Source organism: Variovorax sp. Soil_C_17, assembly GCF_057657265.1.
The window spans coordinates 202,393-221,221 of sequence record NZ_JBDGIT010000001.1; the positions used below are offsets into that span (position 1 = coordinate 202,393).

Below are 18,829 nucleotides of genomic sequence, written 5' to 3' on the forward strand. Positions count from 1 at the left end.
GGTCCGACCGGGCCGCGCTTTCTGCAAGCGTCCCCCTCCTCAGCGGGAGGGATGTGCAGGCACCGTGCCCTTCACGATCACGAACTCGCCGGGGATGCGGTAGCCGCCGCCTTGCCGCCAGGGCTCGATCGCCTCGAGGTAGCGGGCCCGCACGCGCGTGCGGGTTTCATCGCCGAAGCGCGACCAGGCCAGCGCGACCGGCCCGCCCGCAAAAGCCGCGATGCAGGCCTCCTCGCCATCGGCGTAGCACAGCGTGCTCGCGATGCGCTGCTGCACGATGTGTTCGAAGCCGGCCTCGGCGCACGCGCGGGCCAGCGCGTCCTGCTGCCCCAGGCGGAAGAAGAGCGGGCACACCTCGCTGCGGACCTCGGCATCGACGATGGGGAACAGCGCCGACCAGCCGCAGCACGCCCGCTCGCCCCAGACCGCCAATGCCGCCCTGCCGCCGGGACGCAGCACGCGCCGCATCTCGCGCAGGGCCTGCGCGGGCTCGGGCACGTACATGAGGCCGAGCGCGCACAGCGCCAGGTCGAAGCCGCCATCGGGCAGCGCCAGCTGCTCCGCGTCCATGCGCGCGAAGCCGAGCTGGCGCAGGCCGCGCTGCGCGGCGCGCTGCCGCGCCGCATCGACCATGTGATCGGACAGGTCGGTGCCGAGCACATGGCCTTGCGGGCCCACCGCCTCCGCCGCGGCCAGCGCAATCAGGCCCGTGCCGCAGGCCACGTCGAGCACGCTTTCCTGCGGCCGAGGGGAAGCGAACGCCATCAGGGCTTCGTGCGCGGGGGCCAGCTGCGCCTGCCAGCGCGCTTCGTAGACGGCAGCCGCCAGGTCCCAGCCGTAGCGCTGGATCCTTCGCTGCAGCCGCGGCTCCATGGCTCGAAGACTCAGCGGCGGGTGATCACGATCTCGAGGTACTCGCTGGGCACCACCAACGAATCCGGCCCGGCCCGGTTCAGGCGGTTCAGGAGTTCGCCCAGATCCTTCTCCAGCTCCGAAGCCTTCTCGGGCGGCAGGCTGGCGAAGGCCTTGAGCACCGGCCCGTACCAGGTGCGGAACACCTCGATGAAATGGGCCGCGGAACGGTAGCGGAAGTTGAAGAGGCGCGGCGTCGCCTGGATCGAAGCGGCCTGGTCGCCGAACAGCGTGCGCAGGTGCGCTTCGGTGCCCCACAGCGAGGGCGGCTGCACGCCGGCGGGCGGCGGCAGGTGCCGGCCCAGGGTCTTGAACATCTGGCCGATGAAGCCCTCGGGCGTCCAGTTGGCCATGCCGATGCGGCCGCCGGGGCGGCACACGCGCAGCATCTCGGCGGCGGACTTCGCATGGTCGGGCGCGAACATCACGCCGAAGGTGGAGAGCACGGCATCGAAGCTCTTGTCGCCGAAAGGCAGGGCCTCGACGTCGGCGGCCTGGAACTTCACCTCCAGGCGCTCGGCCTTGGCGCGCTCGGCACCGCGGTCGAGCAGGCCGGCCACGTAGTCGGTGGAGGTGACCTTGCAGCCGCGGCGCGCCGCCGCCAGCGTGGCGTTGCCGTTGCCGGCCGCGACGTCGAGCACCGCTTCGTCGCAGCGCAGGTCACAGGCCTCGGCCAGCTGCTCGCCGACGATCTGCAGGGTGGTGCCGATGATGGCGTAGTCGCCGCTGGACCAGGCCGCCTGCTGGCGGGACTTGACGGCATTGAGATCGACGGGTGCGTTCATGGCGAATGGCTCCTTGGGGATGGGCCGGGGGTCCGGCAAAGGGTCGATGGGCTTGGAACGGACGGTGGCCGCTCCCCGGCTCCCGTCCTGCCGCTACTGGACCACCGCGGGGGCCGCCGCGTCCTGCCCGTGCGTCGCCCGTGCTTGCCCGATCGTCCTCGACCGGTTGCGGGCGGCCGTGGAGCTGGCGCAGCGTCCGCGATTGCTGACCCGGCGTCCGCGCGAAGGCATCGGCTGTTCGGCCTAGTTGGCCTCCGGGGCCCAGGCGCCCACAATTTCGTCCTCGGCCGACCGGAGAGCAACGGACATGAGCATGCAAGACATCGCTGCGGCCGTGCAGCGCGCGCAAGCGGCGCTGGAGCGCCGCCCCGACATGGGCCTTCACGACGACGCACCTGCCACGGCCCGCTGGCAGGGCGGCGTGCGCGTCGAATCCTGCCACCCCAACGGCACCGCCATGCTGACCGACATGCCCTGCGAGCTCGGCGGCACCGGCGACCGCGTCACGCCCGGCTGGCTGTTCCGCGCAGGCATCGCGTCCTGCGCCGCCACCTCCATTGCAATGTTCGCGGCGGCCGAGGGCATCGCGCTGGGCACGCTCGAGGTCCGCGTGGGCAGCCGGTCCGACACGCGCGGCCTGATCGGCATGGCAGGCGCCGATGGGCAGGAGATCTACGCCGGGCCGCGCGACATGCAGCTGCAGGTGCGCATCGCCGCCGAGGGGGTCTCGCCGGAGCGCCTGCGCGCGCTGGCCGAGGCCGGCGTTCGGCGCTCGCCCATCCCCAACGCGGCGCAGAACCCGACGCCGCTGGCGTTGCAGGTCGAGGTGGCCTGAGCATGGACGCGCTGTCCGAAGTCCTGCGCGTCGTGCGCCTGGTGGGCGCGATCTTCATCCATGGCCGCTTCACCGCGCCCTGGTGCTACCAGTCGCCGAGCGCCGACGCCGCTGCGCCTTTTCTGGAGCCGGGCGCGGAGCGCGTGGTGATCTTCCATCTGATCACCGAAGGCGAATGCTTCGTCGAGCTGGCCGGCGAGCCGCCGATGCGCCTGGTCGCCGGCGACGCGATCATCTTCCCGCAGGGCGATGCGCACCGCATGACCTCCGAGCCCGGCCTGCCACCGGCAACCGGCGCGCGGCTGGACGAAGTGCTGTCGCGCCGCCCGCGCATGCTGGCCTACGGCGGTGGCGGTGCCACCACGCGCCTGGTCTGCGGCTATCTGGCCTGCGATGCGCGGCTGGCGCGCCTGCTGCTCGCGGGGCTTCCGCGGCTCTTGCGCGTCAACGTGCGTGGATCGAATGCCGGCATCTGGCTCGAGAGCTCGGTGCGCTATGCGCTGGCCGAGGCGCGCTCGCCGCGCCCCGGCGGCGCCGGCGTGCTGGCCAAGCTGGCCGAGCTGCTGTTCATCGAGGTGCTGCGCCTGTACACCAGCGAGCAGGGCGAGGGCCGCACCGGCTGGCTGGCCGGCATGGGCGATCGCATCGTCGGCAGCGCCCTCACCGCGCTGCACAGCCGCCCGGCCCAGGCCTGGACGCTCGAGGAGCTGGCCCGCACGGCCGGCAGCTCGCGCTCGGTGCTGGCCGAGCGCTTCCAGCAGCTGGTGGGCACCGCGCCCATGCAGTACCTGACGCAGTGGCGCATGCTGCTGGCCGCCAACCTGCTGTGCCGCAGCAACGCGCCGCTGGCGCGCATTGCCGAGGACGTGGGCTACCAGACCGACACCGCCTTCAGCCGCGCCTTCCGGCGCGAATACGGCTGCCCGCCGGCGGCGTGGCGGCGCAACCGGTCGGCGCGTGCGCAGTTGCACTAGACATGGTGGTCGCGGCAATTGCTCAGCTTCTGAAAAACTCGCCCAGATTCGCGCACGGCTGCCTGGGCTGAGGCTGCTGGCTGCCTTCTGCCGCAAGCCATGCGTCGAGCCGGCGGCCCATCGTCCGCCTGAACAACGGCGGGATCATCGCCATCAGCAACATCACCGGATAAGAGGCCGGCAGGCGTGGGCTGTTTGCGAATCCGCCAAGTCGAAAGTAGGGAAGCGAGGGGTGGACATGATGATGTCCGTGGTACGCATGATTCAGCGTCACCCATGCTTGCATTGCGCATCTGTCTTCCCACGAGTAGCCCACGGCTCCAAGACCCGGTGAGAGCCGATCCGTGAGGCCCCAATGCTGGATATAGGTGATCGCCTGCATGGTGAACGCCGTGCCCGCGATCACGAACCCGTAGAACACGACGCCGCGCCAGCCGGCAACAAGGCCGAAACACACCATGACCGCGATCGTCATCAGTGCAGTCCAGGCAATCCTGTTGTTCCAACGCGCGCGGCCGCGCCGGACTTGATCCAGGCGCTCCCACTCCTGTGCCCGCTGAAACGATCTGACGTACCGCTTCCTGGCATAGGTGAAGATCGATTCGTCGACCTCGGGACTGTCGCCGTTGTCGCGCCCACCCACGTTGACGTGATGGGATCTGTGCTCTTCCAGCATCTGGAAGTAGCCGATGCTTCCCGCAAGAAGTCTCGCCGCGATGCGCTGCCACCCAACGGGTCGATGCAACAGCTCATGCGCGATGGTCAGGTTCAGCGAGGTGACGACCCAGAACGACAGGGCAAAGCAAGCCAGTTGAGCAGGTTGGAGTTGCGACACCACGAACATGGCCCACGGCAGGACAAAGGCCCACATGAGCGCGTGCGCCAACGGAATGCTCTTCAGGAAGATGAACTGCATCCGGGATATGCGACCGATTTCAGCAGGTTCGGCGAGATCATCCGGCAGCAGCATGCGGACCATGGGCAGGACGCCGAAGAAGAATGCGAAGACGAACCATGGCGCCCCAAAAATCACTCCTGCAACCAGGAGGACCATGGGTGACAGTGCCAGGAGATGCCCAGCGGCCCTGAGCGAGACGGACATCCTCATTCGTCGAGCAAGCCGCTCTCATAAGCAAGCTTCGCTGCCATCGCACGCGTCGGGACATTGAGCCTGAGCGAGAGTCGTGCGAATCTCTGGTCAATGGTTGCCGGCCTTGTGTCGAACAGCCGTGCGATCTCCTTCGATCCAAAGCCCTGGTGGGCAAGCCGAAGCAGCTTGAGTTCGTCTTCCCGGATGTTCAGGTTGTGCAGAAGGTCGCGCCGGATCTTTTGCGACCACCATTCCAGGAGTTCCGCGGCAATCGAACGAAGGCACATCTTTGCCGGCGCAATCGTCTGGCGGGTGAAGTAGTCCGGGTCTTCGCTGGTCAGGTAGAGCACCCCCATCCGCGAGCGCCCGGCTGCCGTGTGGCAGGGAACGATGGCCAAGCTTTTGAAGCCTGTCTCCCGCGCGCGTTGACGGAATTGCCGCTGGCCCTCCGTGCGAAGCGGAATCTCGTCGCCAGCCGTGGGCTCGGTGTGGTGCTGCGCATAGATAAGAAAGGGATCGATCGCGAACCAGCGCTGCTGCACATAGAGATTGCACCAACTTGCGGCACAGGCAACGATGTACCGATAGCTCTCGAAGTCTTCGTCGCCCCGGGTAAACGACGCGAACACGGCGCCGTTGCACCCCAGCATTCCTGCGACTTCCTTGACGATTGCAGCGACCTCCGCGGCATGAGTCTGTCGAGAAATTCGGTCGATGACGTCGCCGAGCTCACGAATGAAGGCCGAATCGCTAACCACCGTCGCAAGACTTCTTTTCATGGTTGTCTCCTGCGCCGTAGTACAGCTCGTCAAATCGGCTCTTGACGAAGACCATCAGTCCTGGGGCGTGGTGTCGATACTCATCGAATTCGATCCAGTCCAGGAACGCGGCGCGGCTGTCGAACAGAATGTTCATCTCGAACAAGCCGACGCCGACCACCTTGAGTCTGCGTACGACCCCTACACCGCTTCTGCATTGCAGGCGCACGACTTCGAACTCGAGTTTTCCGTGATGGACAGAGCCGACGAGGAACGGTTTACTCGTCATCGAGAGCATCGGGTTGCAGCTCGATGTGGCCGCACTGCGCGCATGGCAGCGCAGAAATCGGGGCTGGCACTGAATCCACCCGCCATGCCAGCGTCTGCTCGAAATCGCAGCGGATGCAATTCCTGATGCAAGCCGCAAACACCTGCTCGCAATTGGCGCAGACAAAGTCATCGTGCAACTCGTTGACTTCGATCAGCTCGAACGCATCCAGCTCGGCGTGACCGCAATGGGGGCAGAGGATTTCCATTCTTGAAAGGCGGGGCAGCGCCTTCTCCCTGGGCGTGATTTTTGATTCGATGACCGCTGTTTGAGCAGGCCGCTTCGCTCTCGCGAACCAAGTCGCGCCAAAGCCGGCCAATGCTAGAGAAGTCTGACGCTCGCAAAGTGAATCTGCGACATTTCGAGAGATTTGCTGTGTCTTGCGGTTCTCAAGCCTTCCGAACCGGCCTGCCGTCCCGGTTGTCGTACAGGGTCATGCAACCTTCCAGACAGCCCGAGCAGCCGAAGAAGTCATAGCCCTCTCCACCACACTTCAAGTGATGAACGAGCGGCTTGCCGCATTCTTCGCAGGCGAAGTCCGTGAGCATGGTCGAATCCGGAAAGATGCTGCCCATGGCGGCGATTTCCCGCTTCAGGCGTCCATAGGTCAGCGACACCCAGGAGATGTAGTTGATCTCTCTGTGGATCACTTCTTCGAGAAACTGCTCGAACTCGCGCACGTAATCGGCGTTCGGCATGGGCGATCCGCGCCTCGTCGAAGCGAGTCTCAAGTGCCCGCCGAACGCGGCAAAGGATGTTCTCACCTTCGCAACTCGCCTCGGTCTACGCTTGCCCAGCATGTCGTTCCTTTCGCAGCCGGCAACAGGATGTCGCCTTGCGGGGAACGATAGGGGTTGCAGTCATCTCCAGGATGTCAGATCCGCTGAGGCGATCTGACATCCTGAACAAGGCCGGCTGGGTTAGATGCCACCTGCGCTGCGACGGTGACCCACGCTCTCAGGCCGCGCCCCTCGCAGCCGCGCGACCAGCGCATCGACATCCGCCGGCACGCGATCGCCACGCCAGGCCACATGCTGGTCTGCGCGGCACAGCACCAGGCGATGGCCGTAGGCGCGCGGGATTTCCTTCGCGTCCACGTCGAGCACTTCGAGCGGCATGCGCGCCTCGCGGGCCGCCTTCTCCAGCGCGCCGATCTCGACGCGGCGATCGAAGCGCAGCAGCGTGTAGCCGGGGCCGAAAGCGTCGTACAGCGAACGCCCGTCGGCCAGCCACAGGTGCGGTGCGCGGCAGCCCGGCACGGTGGAGGGCGTGAAGCTTCCCATGGTGTAGGCAGGTGCCGCTTCGCCGTCGGCCACGATGATGGGCGAGCGCGTGTAGAAGTAGCCGAAGTTGAGGCCGGCGCAGCAGAACTGCTGCACGTTCAGCGCATAGGCCTCGCGCCCGATCTCGGCGCGCAGCGCATCGCCCTCGGGCCCGGGCGCCTCGATGTCGCTCGGCACGGCGCGGCGCGCGCGGATCATCTTTTGCGCATGGTCCATCGCAAACTGCGAGACCTGCTCCGTGATCGGCTGGCGCTCGGCCTGGTAGGCGTCGAGGATGCCTTCGTCGGCCCAGCCCTGCACGCAGCCCGCGAGCAGCCACGAGAGGTTGATCGCGTCGGCGATGCCGGCATTCATGCCGTAGCCCGCATAGGGCACCCACAGGTGCGCCGCGTCGCCGGCGATGAACACGCGGCGCTCGCGAAAGCGGTCGGCCACCAGCCGGCGCCCCACCCAATCCTCCTTGCTGATCACCTCGTAGTCGAAGTCCTCGCCCACGCCGAGGATCTCGCGGATGGAACGGTCGCGGTCCACGGAATCGAACTCCGGCTCATCGGCATTCAGATGGTTGTGCACCAGCCAGGTCTCGCGTCCGTCGATGGCGAACATCGTGCCGCAGCGGCGCGGATTGACCGAGTAGTAGGACCAGGCCGGCTTGCCGGGGATCAGCGCCCGCAGCTGCGGCGCGCGGATGTAGGTCGACTGCACGCGCTGGATCACGGCCGTGCCTTCCAGCTTCGCGCCGATGCGCTTGCGCACGCCGGAGCTGCCGCCGTCGCAGCCCACCAGGTAGCGGCAGCGGATGCGGCGGGTGTCGCCGGTGTCGAGGTCGGTGGCATCGGCCGCCACGCCGTCGGCATCCTGCTCGAAGTCGCCCACCTGCGTGCGGTTGAGCAATCGCACGTTCGGCAGCGAGGCGGCATGCTCGAGCAGGATCGGCTCCAGGAAGAGCTGATTGATGCGATGCGGTGGCTCCGGCGTGGGCCACCAGGCGTCCGGGCCCTCGGTCTCGGTGTAGCGGTCGCGCCGGCAAGGGATGGGGATGCGCGTGAGCTCGATGCCCGTCACGCTGGTGCGGAACACCACGTCGTTGGGATGGTCGGCCGGCAGCCCCGCGTCGCGCACCTTCTGCACCACGCCCAGGCGGCGGAACTGCTCCATGGTGCGGGCCGCCACGTGGTTGCACTTGACGTTGGGCGGCTCGGCATAGCGGCGCGTCTCGGCCACCAGCACCTTCACGCCGCGCGAGGCCAGGTCCATCGCCAGCGTCAGGCCCACGGGGCCGGCGCCGACGACCAGGACGTCGGCCTTCAGTTCTTCCTTGTCGTGCATGTGCTCAGTCCAGCTTGATGTTGGCCGTCTTGATGACCTGCGCCCATTTCCTGGTTTCGGCGCGGATGTAGTCGTCGAAGGCCTTGGGCGTGCCGGGCGCGGGTTCCACGCCGAGGTTGCGCATGGCGGCCTGGATCTGCTCGTCCCTGAGGGCGGCGTTGATCTCCGCGTTCAGGCGCGCGACGACGGGCGCGGGCGTCTCGGCCGGCGCCACCACGCCGAACCAGCCGGTGGAGTCGTAGCCGGGCAGCCCGGCCTCGGCCACCGTCGGCACCTCCGGCAGCATGGGCAGGCGCTGCGGGCTGGTCACCGCGAAGGCGAGCAGCTTGCCGGCCTTGATCTGCTGCAGCGACGAGGGCAGGTCCACCACCGCCAGCGGGATCTGGCCCGCCATCGCGTCGACGGCAGCCGGCCCGGAGCCGCGGTAGGGCACCTCGACCAGCTTCACCTCCGCCATCTGCGCGAAGAGCGCCGCCGACAGGTGCATGGCCGTGCCGTTGCCGCCATGGCCGATCGAGAGCTTGCCCGGCTGCGCCCGCGCCAGCGCGAGCAGCTCGGCCTGCGTCTTCGCGCCGATGGAAGGATGGCCCACGATCACGAAGGGAATGGCGGCCAGCATGGCCACCGGCTTGAGATCCTTCTGCGGATCGAAGGGCATTTGCGCATAGAGGCTGCTGTTGGCCGACAGCGCCCCGGCCGCGCCCACGCCCAGCGTGTACCCGTCGCCCGGCGACTTGACCACCGCCGTGAGGCCGACGTTGCCCCCGGCTCCGGGACGGTTGTCCACCACCACCGGCTGGCCGAGCCGGTCGTTGAGCTTCGGCACCAGCATGCGCACCACCGCATCGGCGCTGCCGCCGGGCGGGAAGGTGACGATCACGCGGATCGGCTTGTGGGGGAAGTCGGCGGGGGCCTGGGCGCGCGCGGGTGCGGCGAGCAGCCCGGCGGCCGCGAGGAGCAGGCCCAGGGCTCGGGCAAGTGTCTTCATGCGTGTTCCTTGTCGATGTCTCCGAAGGGCATTGGACGGCAGCGCCATTCATTCGTAAATCAAAAAATTCCGAACGAAATATGATTCGACCTGATGAATCCCCTGCCCAAGTTCAGCCCCACCATCCGCCAGCTGCGTGCCTTCGTCGCGGTGCATCAGCTGCGCAAGCTCAGCGCGGCGGCCGAGAAGCTGTTCGTCACGCAGTCCGCGGTCAGCATGCTGATCCGGCAGCTCGAGGATGGGTTGGGCACGCGGCTCTTCGACCGAACCACGCGCTCGCTGCAGGCCACCGCCGCGGCCAACGAGATGCTGCCGGCGGCCGAGCGCATCCTGCGCGACGTCGATTCGCTCTCGGCCGACTTCCGCGAGCTCGCGCAGCTGCAGCGCGGCAGGATCTGCCTGGCGATCACGCCCACGCTGGCCTCCTTCCTGCTGCCGGAGGCGATCCGCCGCTTCGGCGAGGCGCATCCGGGCGTGCGCGTGGTGGTGGACGATTGCGCGCCCGACCAGTTCGTCGCGCGCATCCTCGGCGAGCACGTCGACTTCGGCATCGGCACGCCCGAGCGGCCCGGCGCCGAGGTCGAGACCCAGACGCTGATGCGCGACCACCTCAGCCTGGTCTGCGCGCGCGGCCACGCGCTGGCGGCGAGCAAGAAGCCCGTGCGCTGGGCCGACCTGGCCGGCCATCCTGTCATCACCGTGCGCCCCGGCTACGGCATCCGGCCCCTGATCGACGCCACGGCGGCGCAGGCCGGCGTGGCGCTCGAGGTCGTGAACGAGGTGTCCTTCCTGTCGACCGCGCTGTGGATGACGGCCAGCGGCATGGGCCCGTCGATCATGCCCTCGGCCTTTGCCCGGGCCGCGGGCGATGCCGCGCTGGTGGTGCGCAGCCTGACCGCGCCGCGCGTCTCGCGCGACGTGTTCGTGGTGACCAAGCGGGGCCGCTCGCTGTCGGCGGCAAGCCGCAGCTTCATCGAGACGCTGCGGCGGGCGCTGAAGAAGGGTTGAGCCCGGCGCCCTCGTCAGAGCGCAGGGCGCGGCTGCTGGACCCAGAGCTGGACCGACGGCCGCGCCCACTGCGCCTTGGCATAGCGGGCCAGGCGCGGCGACATCTCGTCGCCATTCAGGATCAGCCGGTTGAGCATCAGCGCGAGGTCGACATCGGCGATGGACCACTGGTCGAACAGGTGGTCCCCGCCATGGCTCAGCAACTTGGTGGCGACCGCGATGAGCTTCTGGGAGGCATCGAACGCCGCCGGCGAGAGCGGCCGCGAAACAGGCCGGTAGAAGACGACTTCGGTGGTCCGCTCCTGCCGCAGGGGCCCCAGGTCGCTGCGCAGCCAGGCCTGCACCTGCCGCGCGCGGGCCCGCGATCGCGGATGCCGCGGATAGAGCAGCGGGCCGGGAAAGACTTCATCCAGGTACTCGGCGATGGCCGAGGATTCCGTCAGCGCGAAGTCGCCGTCGACCAGCGTGGGCACGCGGCGCGTCAGGGAGACACCGGCGAACGAAGGGGCCTGGTTGGCGCCGGCGCGGAGATCGAGCGCCTGGACGTCGAAGGAAAGCCCCTTCTCCTTGAGCGCCACGAAGGCGGACATGGCGTAAGGCGATGCGAACTGGGAATCTACGTACAGCAGCATGACTTTTCCGTGATGGCCGGGAGGGTGCGACCATAGCGCATCCGGCGAGCGCCGGTGCCGCCGGGCGCGCCGCGCTCAGGCCGGCTGGAAATGTTGTTGGATGCGCTGCGCCACCCGCTTGGGATGGCGGCACAGCGCGTCGATCGGGTAAGAGCCCACGAAGAGGCCGTTCACATTGAGTTCCACGCTCGCGAAATAGGCGCCCAGCGAAGCGCCTGCGTCGAACAGGCAGAAGGCCAGCGATTCGAAGGTGCCGCTGTCGCCTGCCGGCCCCGCACCGGCGACGAAGGCGCTGATGCGGTAGCTGAAGGCGTTCGATCCGACGCGTTGGATTTCGACCAGGGGCTTCATTCGACTGCGGGCGAAGGGACGGGAGCGTGAAATTGTGGGGACCCTGATGGTCGCCGCTGCGCCGGACTGCGTAAATAGTCCAATTGGACCGGGCCCAGAGAGGGGGGACTTGGGCAGAATGCCTGGACGCTCGCTCCCCCGTCCTTTCGCCTGCCCGCCTGTCGCCTGCCTTCGTGTCTGTTTGCCTCATGCTGCCGCCCCGCATTCTTCTCGTCGACGACCATGCGCTGTTCCGCAGCGGGCTGCGCATGGTGCTTGCCGCAGGCATCGCCGATCTGGAGGTGGCGGAGGCCGCCTCACTCGAAGAGGCCTTGCGCACCTCGATGCAGGAGCCGGCGCTGGTGCTGCTGGACATCCAGCTGCACGGCCTCAACGGCCTGGAAGGCATCGCGCTGGTCCGGCGCAAGTGGCCGCAGGCGCTGGTGGTGATCCTGTCCTCGGAGGTCTCGCCGCAGAAGGTCCGGCTGGCCATGGAGCGCGGCGCCGCGGCCTTCGTCTCCAAGGCCGAGCCGGCCGCCAAGATCCTCGCGGTGATCGGCCAGCTGCGCCAGGGCCTGCCCGTGGCGGCCGGCGGCCTGCCGGCGTGCGAGGGCGGCACGGACGCACAGCCGCTGCTCACGCCGCGCCAGAGCGAGGTGCTCGACCTGATGTGCCAGGGCCTGTCCAACAAGCTCATCGGCCGGCGCCTCAACCTGTCCGAGAACACCGTGCGCGGCCATGTGCAGGCGGTGCTGGCGGCGCTGCAGGTCTCGAGCCGCTCCGAAGCCGGGTTCGCGGCACGGCAACGCGGGCTCGTGGCCTGATGGTGGGGGCGTCGCGCCTGCCCGAGGACCGCATGCTGGTGGAACAGCTGCGGCTGCAGCTGGGCAACATCGGCGCCTCGCTGATCCCGACCATCCTGCTGGCGCTGCTGCTGGTCTGGGTGCTCTCCAACGAATCCAACGCACTCGCGATGCGGGCCTGGGCCGGGGTCATCATCCTGATCAAGCTCTACCTCGTGCGGGATGCGCGGCGGCTGCTGGCCAGCGAGATCAGCCCCGCGAGCGCACGCGGGCTGCTGCTGCGCAAGCTGGTGCTCAACCTCATCGACGGGGCGGCCTGGGGCTCCCTGGCCTGGGCCGCACTGGGCACCACCACGATGGCCGGCAACGTGCTGGTGCTGGCGGTGCTGGCGGGCGTTGCCGGCAGCTCCATGTCTTCGCTGGCGCCGATTTTTCCGGCATTCATCGTGTTCGGCGCCACCGAGCTGATCGTGCTCGGCTCCAAGCTCTGGACGATGGGCGACCCGGCCTACGACGCCCTCGGGGTGGCCGCGATCATCTACAGCGCGGCCCTGGTCGGGCAGGCGCGCAACGGCTCGCGCGCGGCGCGCCGGGCCATCGGGCTGCGCTTCGAGAACCACGAGCTGATCGAGCGGCTGCGCATCGAGACCGAGCATGCGCAGGCCGCGCACCGCACGGCCGAGGAGGCCAACCTCGCCAAGTCCCGCTTCCTCGCCGCCGCCAGCCACGACCTGCGCCAGCCGATCCACGCGCAGGGCCTGTTCCTCGAGGTGCTGGCGCGCAGCAAGCTCTCGGCCGACCAGTACGACGCGCTGGCCAACGCGCGCGCCACCTGGCAGGCCTCGGCCGAGATGCTCGACACGCTGCTGGACTTCTCGCGCATCGAGGCCGGCGTCGTCGAGCCGCAGATGCAGGTCTTCCCGCTGCAGCCCCTGCTCAACAAGATCGAGAACGAGCTGGCGCCGCAGGCCGATGCCAAGGGCATCGTCTACCGCTCGCGCGAGACCCACGCGGCGGTGCGCTCCGATCCGGCGCTGGTGGCGCTGATCCTGCGCAACCTGGTGTCGAACGCGATCCGCTACACCGAGCAGGGCGGCGTGCTGGTGGCCTGCCGCGCGCGCGGCGAGCAGGTGCTGATCGAGGTGTGGGACACCGGCATCGGCATCGAGCCCGCGCAGCACCGGGCGATCTTTCGCGAATTCCACCAGCTCGGCAACGCCGAGCGCGACCGCCGCAAGGGCCTGGGCCTGGGCCTGGCCATCGCGCAGGGCCTGGCACGGGCGCTGGGGCAGCCGCTCGCGCTGGCGTCGACGCCGGGTCGCGGCAGCGTCTTCCGGCTGGCCTTGCCTGCGGCGCGCGCCGGGGTGGTGGCCGAAGGCGCCGCGGAAGCGGTGCCGGGTCCGGCGCGCGTGTTCGACCTGCGCGTTCTGGTGATCGACGACGACGAATCCGTGCGCACCGGCATGCGCCAGCTGCTCGGCGCCTGGGGCTGTGTCTGCGACGTGGCCGACTCCATCGAAGAAGCGCAGGCCCTGGCGCGTACGCACCGGCCGGGCCTGGTGATCAGCGACTACCGGCTGCGCGAGCTGCGCACCGGCGCCGAAGCCATCGCGGCCTTGCGCGCGGAGTTCGGCACGGACCTGCCGGCGCTGCTGATCACCGGCGACACCGCGCCGCAGCGGCTGCGCGAGGCGCGTGCGACCGGGGTGCCGCTGCTGCACAAGCCGGTGCTGCCCAGCCAGCTCCACCGGGCGATGAGCGCGGTGCTGATGGGTCGCGAGCTCGATTCCTCGTTCGCGGGGCTCGAGATGCGCCGGGCCTGAGCCTCACTCGCAGCGAAACAGCACGCCCTGCTCCGCCGGTGCCTTCCCCAGCATCCGCGCGGTCAACCCCTTCTCCCGGCAATGGTCGCCGGCCTGCACGTAGGTGGTGGCACGCAGCGTGCCGTCGCGCAACGGGACGACCTGGTTGGGCGGCACCCCGCAACCGGCGATGAGCAAAGCGATGGAGAGGGATGCGAGCCAGTTCATGCGGGTATTCTGCAGTAGTTCCCCTGGCCCGCCGCCGCCGCGCGGCTCTATAACCCGGGGTGGACCTTCATCCGATGCCGACCATCCCTCCTCTCAAGCCGAGGTGCCCATGACCCGTACCGTCGCCGAAAAGCGCGCCCTCTTCCGCCAGCTCCATGCCGAGGGCTGTTTCGTGCTGCCCAACCCCTGGGACCTGGGCAGCGCACGCTTCCTGCAAAGCCTGGGCTTCCAGGCGCTGGCCACGACCAGCTCCGGCTTCGCCTGGTCGCGCGGCCATGCCGATGGCGCTCTTTCGCGCGCCGAGATCCTCGCCCACCTGCGCGAGCTGGTCGCGGCCACCGACCTGCCGGTGAACGCCGATTTCGAAAGCGGCTTCGCGGCCGATCCGCAAGGCGTCGCGCAGAGCGTGTGCATGGCCATCGACACCGGCGTTGCCGGGCTGTCGATCGAGGACTCGACGGGCGATGCGGACCATCCGCTGTACGACATCGACGTGGCGGTGGCGCGCCTGCGCGCCGCGCGTGCGGCCATCGACCAGGAGGGCGGCGAAACGCTGCTGGTCGGCCGGGCGGAGAACTTCTTTCAGGGCCGCCCCGACCTCGAGGACACCATCGCCCGGCTCAAGGCCTATTCGGAGGCCGGCGCCGACTGCCTCTACGCCCCGGGCATCCGCACCCGCGAGCAGATCGAGGCGGTGGTCGCCGCGGTGGCGCCCAAGCCGGTCAACCTGCTGATCGGCGGCACCAGCGAGTTCACGCTGCAGGACATTGCCGCGCTGGGCGTTCGGCGCGTCAGCGTCGGCGGCGCGCTGGCGCGCGCGGCCTGGGGCGGGTTCATGCGGGCTGCGCGTCCGTTGCTGGAAGGCCGCTTCGACGGCTTCACGGATGCGGCCTCGGGGCAGGAGCTCAACGGCCTGTTCCGCTGAGTCGAGCGCGACTTCAGAAGAACAGCCAGTAGAACAGCCCGCCGAAGATCGCCCACTTGACCAGGTAGTAGCTGGGCTTGTTCCAGGCCTTCAGCCGCTTGCCCAGCACCCGGATCTTGTAGACCTGTGCAAAGGCCTTGTTCAGCCCGCCGATCGGCTCGCCCTCTTCGTTCTGCGTGGCGGCCGCCTTGATCATGCGCCAGCCGATCTCGCGGTTGATCCAGCGCGCGATCGGGTTGTTGAGCGGGCGCTCGATGTCGCAGAACAGGATGAGCCGGGTCTCGTCGGTGAGGTTCTCGGCGTGGTGGATGTAGGTCTCGTCGAACATCACCGCCTCGCCGTCCTTCCAGTGATAGGACTGGCCGTCGACGAAGATGCGGCAGCTTGCCGCATCCTGCGGCACCTTGAGGCCCAGGTGGTAGCGCAGCGATCCGGCGAAGGGATCGCGGTGCCGCACCAGCGTGCTGCCCGGCGGCAGGATGGCGAACATCGCCGCGCGCACGGAGGGAATGCCTGCGAGCAGTTCGGTGGTCTTCGGGCACAGGCCCTTGGCCGACGGCAGGAAGTCGCCGTACCAGTTGAGATAGAAGCGCTTCCAGCCGGTGCGGAAGAAGGAGTTGAAGCCGATGTCCGTGTAGCCCGCCGCCGCCTTGATGTGGCCCTCGTCGAACAGCGCCAGGCCTTCGTCGCGAATGGTCTGCCAGTTCTGTTCGAGCACCTCGAGCTCCGGGAACTGCTTCACGTCGATGTAGGGCTTGGAGGGCACCGAGGAGAACCAGTACATCAGCACGTTCAGCGGTGCGAGGAAGGTCGAGTGGTCGCTCAACTGCCGGCCGATCCGGTGTCGCACCTTGCCGCGGAAATGCACGTAGAAGCCGGAGGCCAGGAAGACCAGGGGAATCAGGAGCTTGTAGGACAGGAAGCTGGGCATCGCTGCGGGCGAGACGGGGGGCGTCGCCGGGATGAAGAGGAGCCGGGGATTCTCGCTGAATCGCGCATGGCGCGCAGCTTCGCCCTGGGAGGGTCTGGGTCCTGCCCGTCACCCCAGCGCGGCAATCTTCCCGGCCAATTCCTGCGACTGCGCTTTGAACTTTGCCAGGTTTGCCTTCTTCAGCTTCGCCAGGTTATGCAGCTTCCACTGGATCGCCGGCAATGCATCGAGATGGTCCACGGCCATTCGGCTCCAATCCGGCTCGCCGTCGGCCAGGGACATGAGGAAGGCTCGCTCATTCGCATCCAGGTCTCGGTGCAGGATGGCGATCATCTGTTCCCGGGCCGCGAGCAAGGCATCCAGTTCGACCGGCTCGGTGGTCATCCCGTTGAAGTTGGCCTCGAACTCGTAGGTCACGTCGTGGAGCGGCGGGAACAACACCTCGTGGATCGGCCGGTTGTGGCTTGCCAGGTACACCACGAACGCACGCCGAATGCCGTCGCTGATGCCGCCGTTGGCCAACAGATGCATCACGTCGAAGAGATCACGCGGATGCTGCCGGTCCATCGCAGCGACGAGCTTCCCCCCGTAGACGTCGTCGAGCGAAACCACCGGGATTTCGAGCTCGACCTGAAGGACCTCCTGCGCCTTGGCCGTCAGCCCCGCGATCTCGACAGGCCTGACGGTGCCACGCATCACGTAGTTCACCTCGATCTTGACTTCTATTCCGTCTCGTTTCACCAGAAGCTTTGTCTCACCCGCATCGGGTGAGCCGGCAAGGTGGGTTTGAAACCCCTTTGACTTCAAATGGTCGGCAGTTCGCCCGAGCGACGCCTTGATTTGCTTGAGCGCTGCGGCGCGGGACAAGGTGTGGTCCGGCAAGACCAAATCGAGACCCACCGACAGGCGCGGCATGTCGCGCACGAACAGGTTGATGGCCGTGCCGCCCTTGAGAGCGAAAGTGTCGTCGGCAAGGACGAACGGCGCGACCTGGGTCAGCAGGCGCGCAGTCTTGAGATAGATGTCGTTCACTTCTTGAGGACCATCAACCCTTCGTTGGTTCGAGAAACCCAGGGTCGATCGGCCCCGGCCGGCAGCTTTGCGGGGTCCAGCTTTCTTGCCCAGGGCAGGCTGAGTTCTCGTCCGAGCTGCAGGCACAGGCGAACCGTCTTCACGTTCGTGCACTCTCGCAGCAGGTCGCCAAGAACCGACGCGCGAAGGCCGTAGGCGCTTTCAGCCAGCTCGCGCGCTTCGGCCAACGGCTGCCGCACGCCCACTTCGCTCATCAGCTCGAGGAACGCACGTTCAGGGGAGGACACGTTCGGCCCGTTTGCGCGGCCCTCGAAGGGGCCGGCGTGCTTCATGCCGGTCGCGTCGCTGCTGAAGAGCTGCTTGCGGTGATATTCCGCCGGGAAGGAATCCGTGAACCACGCCGGCAGTCTGGCCGACTTCAAGCCATAGAGCTGCAATTTGGGATTGTGGGAAACATAGTGGCGCACGCCATGCCAGTCCAACGCAGTCTTGCCGCCGACGTGGAGGCCAGGGATCTGGCGCTGGAGCAGCCCCAGGCTGGGATCGCGCTGCAGCGCGGCGTCGGGACGCAGGTACACGCCGCGCGCCAGACGCTTGAGCCACCCTGCGCGAACGTAGTGGACTGCCAGGTCGGCAGAGATGCCTCCCAGGGCCAAGTCTCTGCTGGTCACGGGCGTGCCGCCGGGAACCTGCGCCAGGAGCTTGTTTAGTTTTGATCGATTTATCGTAGTCAAACTACGATTATTGGTAATTTCCAAATTCGAACAACCTTTTGTTTTGTTCGAATTGTGGTAATCACACTACGATACCCAAAGCAAAACCAAATCACTGCCGGGTCCGCTGGGCGCCCTTCGTGCGTGCCTGGCGAGCAGGCTACGCCCGGGCCTGGAAATGGTCGAAGGCGGCGAACTGCTGTGCGACTGGCCCGCCCTGGGCATCGACGATGCGCAATCCGGGTAGCGCCTCGATGCGCCCGATGCGGGCGACGGGCGTCGCACTGAGCCGCCCGGCGTCGAGCACGGCGGCGGCGGCGGCGGGCGGCGCGCTGAAGAGCAGCTCGTAATCGTCACCGCCTGCCAGCGCGCAGGTGCGGCGCAGCGCCGGATCCAGCACTGCTGCGGCGGGAATGCCGATCAAGGCGCAGGCGGCGTCCGCATCCAAGGTCGCGCCCACGCCGCTGGCGGCAAGGATGTGCCCAAGGTCGCCGACCAGCCCGTCGCTCAGATCGACCGCGGCGGTGGCGATGCCGCGCAGGGCCACGCCCAACGCGACGCGCGGCTCGGGTTGCTCCATGCGCCGGCGCGCCCGGTCGAAGGCCTCGGGCGGCAGCGCCAGGGTTCCGCGAAAAACTTCCAGCGCCAGCCGCGCATCGCCGAGGCTGCCGCTGGCCCAAAGCTCGTCGCCCGGCTTCGCGCCGGAGCGCAACAGCGCCGCGCCGGCCGGCACTTCGCCGAAAACGGTGATGCAGAGGTTGAGCGGCCCGCGCGTGGTGTCGCCGCCGACCAGCTCGCAGCCATGCGCATCGGCCAGCGCGAACAGGCCGCGCGAGAAGGCCTCCAGCCAGGGCTCGTCGATTGCCGGCAGCGCCAGGGCGAGGGTGAAGGCCAGGGGCTTCGCACCGCAGGCCGCCAGGTCGCTGAGGTTGACCGCGAGCGCCTTGTGCCCCAGGCGCGCCGGCTCGACGGTGGAGAGGAAATGGCGGCCCTCCACCAGCATGTCGGTCGACACCGCGAGCTGCATGCCGGGCGCGGGCGCCAGCAGGGCGCAGTCGTCGCCCACGCCCAGCGGGGAGCGGGTGGCGGGGCGCCTGAAATAGCGCTCGATGAGATCGAACTCGCCCATCGTCGTGCTCAGCC

General features: G+C 68.2%; 22 protein-coding genes. 6 read left to right on the forward strand and 16 right to left on the reverse strand.

Going from position 1 to position 18,829, the window contains the following annotated elements; translation table 11 throughout:
- Nucleotides 1–39: 39 nt before the first annotated feature.
- Together AC3A6Y_RS00930 and AC3A6Y_RS00935 are read right to left on the reverse strand one after the other, a co-directional pair.
- A complete protein-coding gene (locus AC3A6Y_RS00930; RefSeq protein WP_487866356.1) occupies nucleotides 40–873 on the reverse strand; it encodes a class I SAM-dependent methyltransferase in 834 nt (277 codons plus the stop codon).
- Nucleotides 874–884: 11 nt separating this feature from the next.
- Nucleotides 885–1,697, reverse strand: a complete 813-nt coding sequence (locus AC3A6Y_RS00935; RefSeq protein ID WP_487866357.1) for a class I SAM-dependent methyltransferase — start codon at nucleotides 1,695–1,697, stop codon at nucleotides 885–887.
- A gap of 307 nt (nucleotides 1,698–2,004) precedes the next feature.
- Here AC3A6Y_RS00935 and AC3A6Y_RS00940 point away from each other — a divergent pair, with 307 nt between their 5' ends.
- Nucleotides 2,005–2,532: an OsmC family protein gene (locus AC3A6Y_RS00940; protein ID WP_487866358.1), complete on the forward strand. Its 528-nt coding sequence runs from the start codon at nucleotides 2,005–2,007 to the stop codon at nucleotides 2,530–2,532.
- Nucleotides 2,533–2,534: 2 nt separating this feature from the next.
- On the forward strand, nucleotides 2,535–3,506 hold the full coding sequence (locus tag AC3A6Y_RS00945) for an AraC family transcriptional regulator (RefSeq protein ID WP_309959107.1): 972 nt from the start codon (nucleotides 2,535–2,537) through the stop codon (nucleotides 3,504–3,506).
- A gap of 22 nt (nucleotides 3,507–3,528) precedes the next feature.
- Here the strand turns inward: AC3A6Y_RS00945 and AC3A6Y_RS00950 are convergent, their stop codons facing one another.
- From AC3A6Y_RS00950 to AC3A6Y_RS00980, 7 genes are all read right to left on the reverse strand, one after another.
- On the reverse strand, nucleotides 3,529–4,560 hold the full coding sequence (locus AC3A6Y_RS00950; RefSeq protein ID WP_487866359.1) for a fatty acid desaturase: 1,032 nt from the start codon (nucleotides 4,558–4,560) through the stop codon (nucleotides 3,529–3,531).
- A gap of 50 nt (nucleotides 4,561–4,610) precedes the next feature.
- Nucleotides 4,611–5,375, reverse strand: a complete 765-nt coding sequence (locus AC3A6Y_RS00955; RefSeq protein ID WP_487866360.1) for an autoinducer binding domain-containing protein — start codon at nucleotides 5,373–5,375, stop codon at nucleotides 4,611–4,613.
- Nucleotides 5,347–5,643, reverse strand: coding sequence for a hypothetical protein (locus tag AC3A6Y_RS00960; RefSeq protein WP_487866361.1), 297 nt, complete (start codon nucleotides 5,641–5,643; stop codon nucleotides 5,347–5,349). The genes AC3A6Y_RS00955 and AC3A6Y_RS00960 overlap by 29 nt, the downstream gene beginning before the upstream one ends.
- Complete coding sequence (locus AC3A6Y_RS00965; protein ID WP_487866362.1) at nucleotides 5,633–6,001, reverse strand: hypothetical protein; 369 nt, start codon at nucleotides 5,999–6,001, stop codon at nucleotides 5,633–5,635. The genes AC3A6Y_RS00960 and AC3A6Y_RS00965 overlap by 11 nt, the downstream gene beginning before the upstream one ends.
- 70 nt (nucleotides 6,002–6,071) lie before the next feature.
- Nucleotides 6,072–6,380 carry a hypothetical protein gene (locus tag AC3A6Y_RS00970; RefSeq protein ID WP_487866363.1) on the reverse strand — a complete coding sequence of 103 codons (309 nt, stop codon included), beginning with the start codon at nucleotides 6,378–6,380 and terminating at the stop codon, nucleotides 6,072–6,074.
- A 222-nt stretch (nucleotides 6,381–6,602) separates the two neighbouring features.
- Entirely contained in the window at nucleotides 6,603–8,294 is a 1,692-nt protein-coding gene (locus tag AC3A6Y_RS00975; protein ID WP_487866364.1) for an FAD-dependent oxidoreductase, read from the reverse strand.
- 4 nt (nucleotides 8,295–8,298) lie between these two features.
- Nucleotides 8,299–9,282: a Bug family tripartite tricarboxylate transporter substrate binding protein gene (locus AC3A6Y_RS00980; RefSeq protein ID WP_487866365.1), complete on the reverse strand. Its 984-nt coding sequence runs from the start codon at nucleotides 9,280–9,282 to the stop codon at nucleotides 8,299–8,301.
- 93 nt (nucleotides 9,283–9,375) lie between these two features.
- Here AC3A6Y_RS00980 and AC3A6Y_RS00985 point away from each other — a divergent pair, with 93 nt between their 5' ends.
- Nucleotides 9,376–10,290: a LysR family transcriptional regulator gene (locus AC3A6Y_RS00985; RefSeq protein ID WP_487866366.1), complete on the forward strand. Its 915-nt coding sequence runs from the start codon at nucleotides 9,376–9,378 to the stop codon at nucleotides 10,288–10,290.
- Nucleotides 10,291–10,304: 14 nt separating this feature from the next.
- On the opposite strand, the gene yfcF is transcribed toward AC3A6Y_RS00985, so the two are convergent.
- Together yfcF and AC3A6Y_RS00995 are read right to left on the reverse strand one after the other, a co-directional pair.
- The gene (gene yfcF, locus AC3A6Y_RS00990; RefSeq protein WP_487866367.1) at nucleotides 10,305–10,922 is read right to left on the reverse strand and encodes a glutathione transferase; all 618 of its coding nucleotides are present in this window, start codon (nucleotides 10,920–10,922) and stop codon (nucleotides 10,305–10,307) included.
- Between the two features lie 75 nt (nucleotides 10,923–10,997).
- The gene (locus AC3A6Y_RS00995) at nucleotides 10,998–11,273 is read right to left on the reverse strand and encodes a hypothetical protein (RefSeq protein ID WP_487866368.1); all 276 of its coding nucleotides are present in this window, start codon (nucleotides 11,271–11,273) and stop codon (nucleotides 10,998–11,000) included.
- A 188-nt stretch (nucleotides 11,274–11,461) separates the two neighbouring features.
- On the opposite strand from AC3A6Y_RS00995, the gene AC3A6Y_RS01000 reads away from it, so the two are divergent.
- On the forward strand, nucleotides 11,462–12,076 hold the full coding sequence (locus tag AC3A6Y_RS01000; protein WP_487866369.1) for a response regulator: 615 nt from the start codon (nucleotides 11,462–11,464) through the stop codon (nucleotides 12,074–12,076).
- Entirely contained in the window at nucleotides 12,076–13,878 is a 1,803-nt protein-coding gene (locus AC3A6Y_RS01005; RefSeq protein ID WP_487866370.1) for an ATP-binding response regulator, read from the forward strand. Before AC3A6Y_RS01000 ends, AC3A6Y_RS01005 begins: the two co-directional genes overlap by 1 nt.
- Before the next feature lie 3 nt (nucleotides 13,879–13,881).
- On the opposite strand, the gene AC3A6Y_RS01010 is transcribed toward AC3A6Y_RS01005, so the two are convergent.
- Nucleotides 13,882–14,085: a hypothetical protein gene (locus AC3A6Y_RS01010; RefSeq protein ID WP_487866371.1), complete on the reverse strand. Its 204-nt coding sequence runs from the start codon at nucleotides 14,083–14,085 to the stop codon at nucleotides 13,882–13,884.
- 109 nt (nucleotides 14,086–14,194) lie between these two features.
- Between AC3A6Y_RS01010 and AC3A6Y_RS01015 the strand changes: the two genes are divergently transcribed.
- The gene (locus AC3A6Y_RS01015; RefSeq protein ID WP_487866372.1) at nucleotides 14,195–15,010 is read left to right on the forward strand and encodes an isocitrate lyase/PEP mutase family protein; all 816 of its coding nucleotides are present in this window, start codon (nucleotides 14,195–14,197) and stop codon (nucleotides 15,008–15,010) included.
- Nucleotides 15,011–15,023: 13 nt separating this feature from the next.
- Here the strand turns inward: AC3A6Y_RS01015 and AC3A6Y_RS01020 are convergent, their stop codons facing one another.
- The 4 genes from AC3A6Y_RS01020 to thiL all read right to left on the reverse strand — a co-directional run bounded on the left by AC3A6Y_RS01020 (nucleotide 15,024) and on the right by thiL (nucleotide 18,815).
- Complete coding sequence (locus AC3A6Y_RS01020; protein WP_487866373.1) at nucleotides 15,024–15,941, reverse strand: aspartyl/asparaginyl beta-hydroxylase domain-containing protein; 918 nt, start codon at nucleotides 15,939–15,941, stop codon at nucleotides 15,024–15,026.
- Between the two features lie 108 nt (nucleotides 15,942–16,049).
- The gene (locus AC3A6Y_RS01025) at nucleotides 16,050–16,973 is read right to left on the reverse strand and encodes a nucleotidyl transferase AbiEii/AbiGii toxin family protein (RefSeq protein ID WP_487866374.1); all 924 of its coding nucleotides are present in this window, start codon (nucleotides 16,971–16,973) and stop codon (nucleotides 16,050–16,052) included.
- Nucleotides 16,970–17,707, reverse strand: a complete 738-nt coding sequence (locus AC3A6Y_RS01030) for a type IV toxin-antitoxin system AbiEi family antitoxin domain-containing protein (protein WP_487867776.1) — start codon at nucleotides 17,705–17,707, stop codon at nucleotides 16,970–16,972. Before AC3A6Y_RS01030 ends, AC3A6Y_RS01025 begins: the two co-directional genes overlap by 4 nt.
- 139 nt (nucleotides 17,708–17,846) lie before the next feature.
- Entirely contained in the window at nucleotides 17,847–18,815 is a 969-nt protein-coding gene (gene thiL, locus AC3A6Y_RS01035; RefSeq protein WP_487866375.1) for a thiamine-phosphate kinase, read from the reverse strand.
- Between the last annotated feature and the right edge of the window lie 14 nt (nucleotides 18,816–18,829).

Coding starts and splice junctions, on each gene's coding strand:
- AC3A6Y_RS00960 (WP_487866361.1), bottom strand. CDS start 5,643: ATGACGAGTAAACCGTTCCTCGTCGGCTCTGTCCATCACGGAAAACTC.
- thiL (WP_487866375.1), bottom strand. CDS start 18,815: ATGGGCGAGTTCGATCTCATCGAGCGCTATTTCAGGCGCCCCGCCACC.
- AC3A6Y_RS01000 (WP_487866369.1), top strand. CDS start 11,462: ATGCTGCCGCCCCGCATTCTTCTCGTCGACGACCATGCGCTGTTCCGC.
- yfcF (WP_487866367.1), bottom strand. CDS start 10,922: ATGCTGCTGTACGTAGATTCCCAGTTCGCATCGCCTTACGCCATGTCC.
- AC3A6Y_RS01015 (WP_487866372.1), top strand. CDS start 14,195: ATGACCCGTACCGTCGCCGAAAAGCGCGCCCTCTTCCGCCAGCTCCAT.
- AC3A6Y_RS00940 (WP_487866358.1), top strand. CDS start 2,005: ATGAGCATGCAAGACATCGCTGCGGCCGTGCAGCGCGCGCAAGCGGCG.
- AC3A6Y_RS00955 (WP_487866360.1), bottom strand. CDS start 5,375: ATGAAAAGAAGTCTTGCGACGGTGGTTAGCGATTCGGCCTTCATTCGT.
- AC3A6Y_RS00975 (WP_487866364.1), bottom strand. CDS start 8,294: ATGCACGACAAGGAAGAACTGAAGGCCGACGTCCTGGTCGTCGGCGCC.
- AC3A6Y_RS00970 (WP_487866363.1), bottom strand. CDS start 6,380: ATGCCGAACGCCGATTACGTGCGCGAGTTCGAGCAGTTTCTCGAAGAA.
- AC3A6Y_RS00995 (WP_487866368.1), bottom strand. CDS start 11,273: ATGAAGCCCCTGGTCGAAATCCAACGCGTCGGATCGAACGCCTTCAGC.
- AC3A6Y_RS00980 (WP_487866365.1), bottom strand. CDS start 9,282: ATGAAGACACTTGCCCGAGCCCTGGGCCTGCTCCTCGCGGCCGCCGGG.
- AC3A6Y_RS00945 (WP_309959107.1), top strand. CDS start 2,535: ATGGACGCGCTGTCCGAAGTCCTGCGCGTCGTGCGCCTGGTGGGCGCG.
- AC3A6Y_RS01010 (WP_487866371.1), bottom strand. CDS start 14,085: ATGAACTGGCTCGCATCCCTCTCCATCGCTTTGCTCATCGCCGGTTGC.
- AC3A6Y_RS01005 (WP_487866370.1), top strand. CDS start 12,076: ATGGTGGGGGCGTCGCGCCTGCCCGAGGACCGCATGCTGGTGGAACAG.
- AC3A6Y_RS01020 (WP_487866373.1), bottom strand. CDS start 15,941: ATGCCCAGCTTCCTGTCCTACAAGCTCCTGATTCCCCTGGTCTTCCTG.
- AC3A6Y_RS00935 (WP_487866357.1), bottom strand. CDS start 1,697: ATGAACGCACCCGTCGATCTCAATGCCGTCAAGTCCCGCCAGCAGGCG.
- AC3A6Y_RS00930 (WP_487866356.1), bottom strand. CDS start 873: ATGGAGCCGCGGCTGCAGCGAAGGATCCAGCGCTACGGCTGGGACCTG.
- AC3A6Y_RS00950 (WP_487866359.1), bottom strand. CDS start 4,560: ATGGTCCTCCTGGTTGCAGGAGTGATTTTTGGGGCGCCATGGTTCGTC.
- AC3A6Y_RS00985 (WP_487866366.1), top strand. CDS start 9,376: ATGAATCCCCTGCCCAAGTTCAGCCCCACCATCCGCCAGCTGCGTGCC.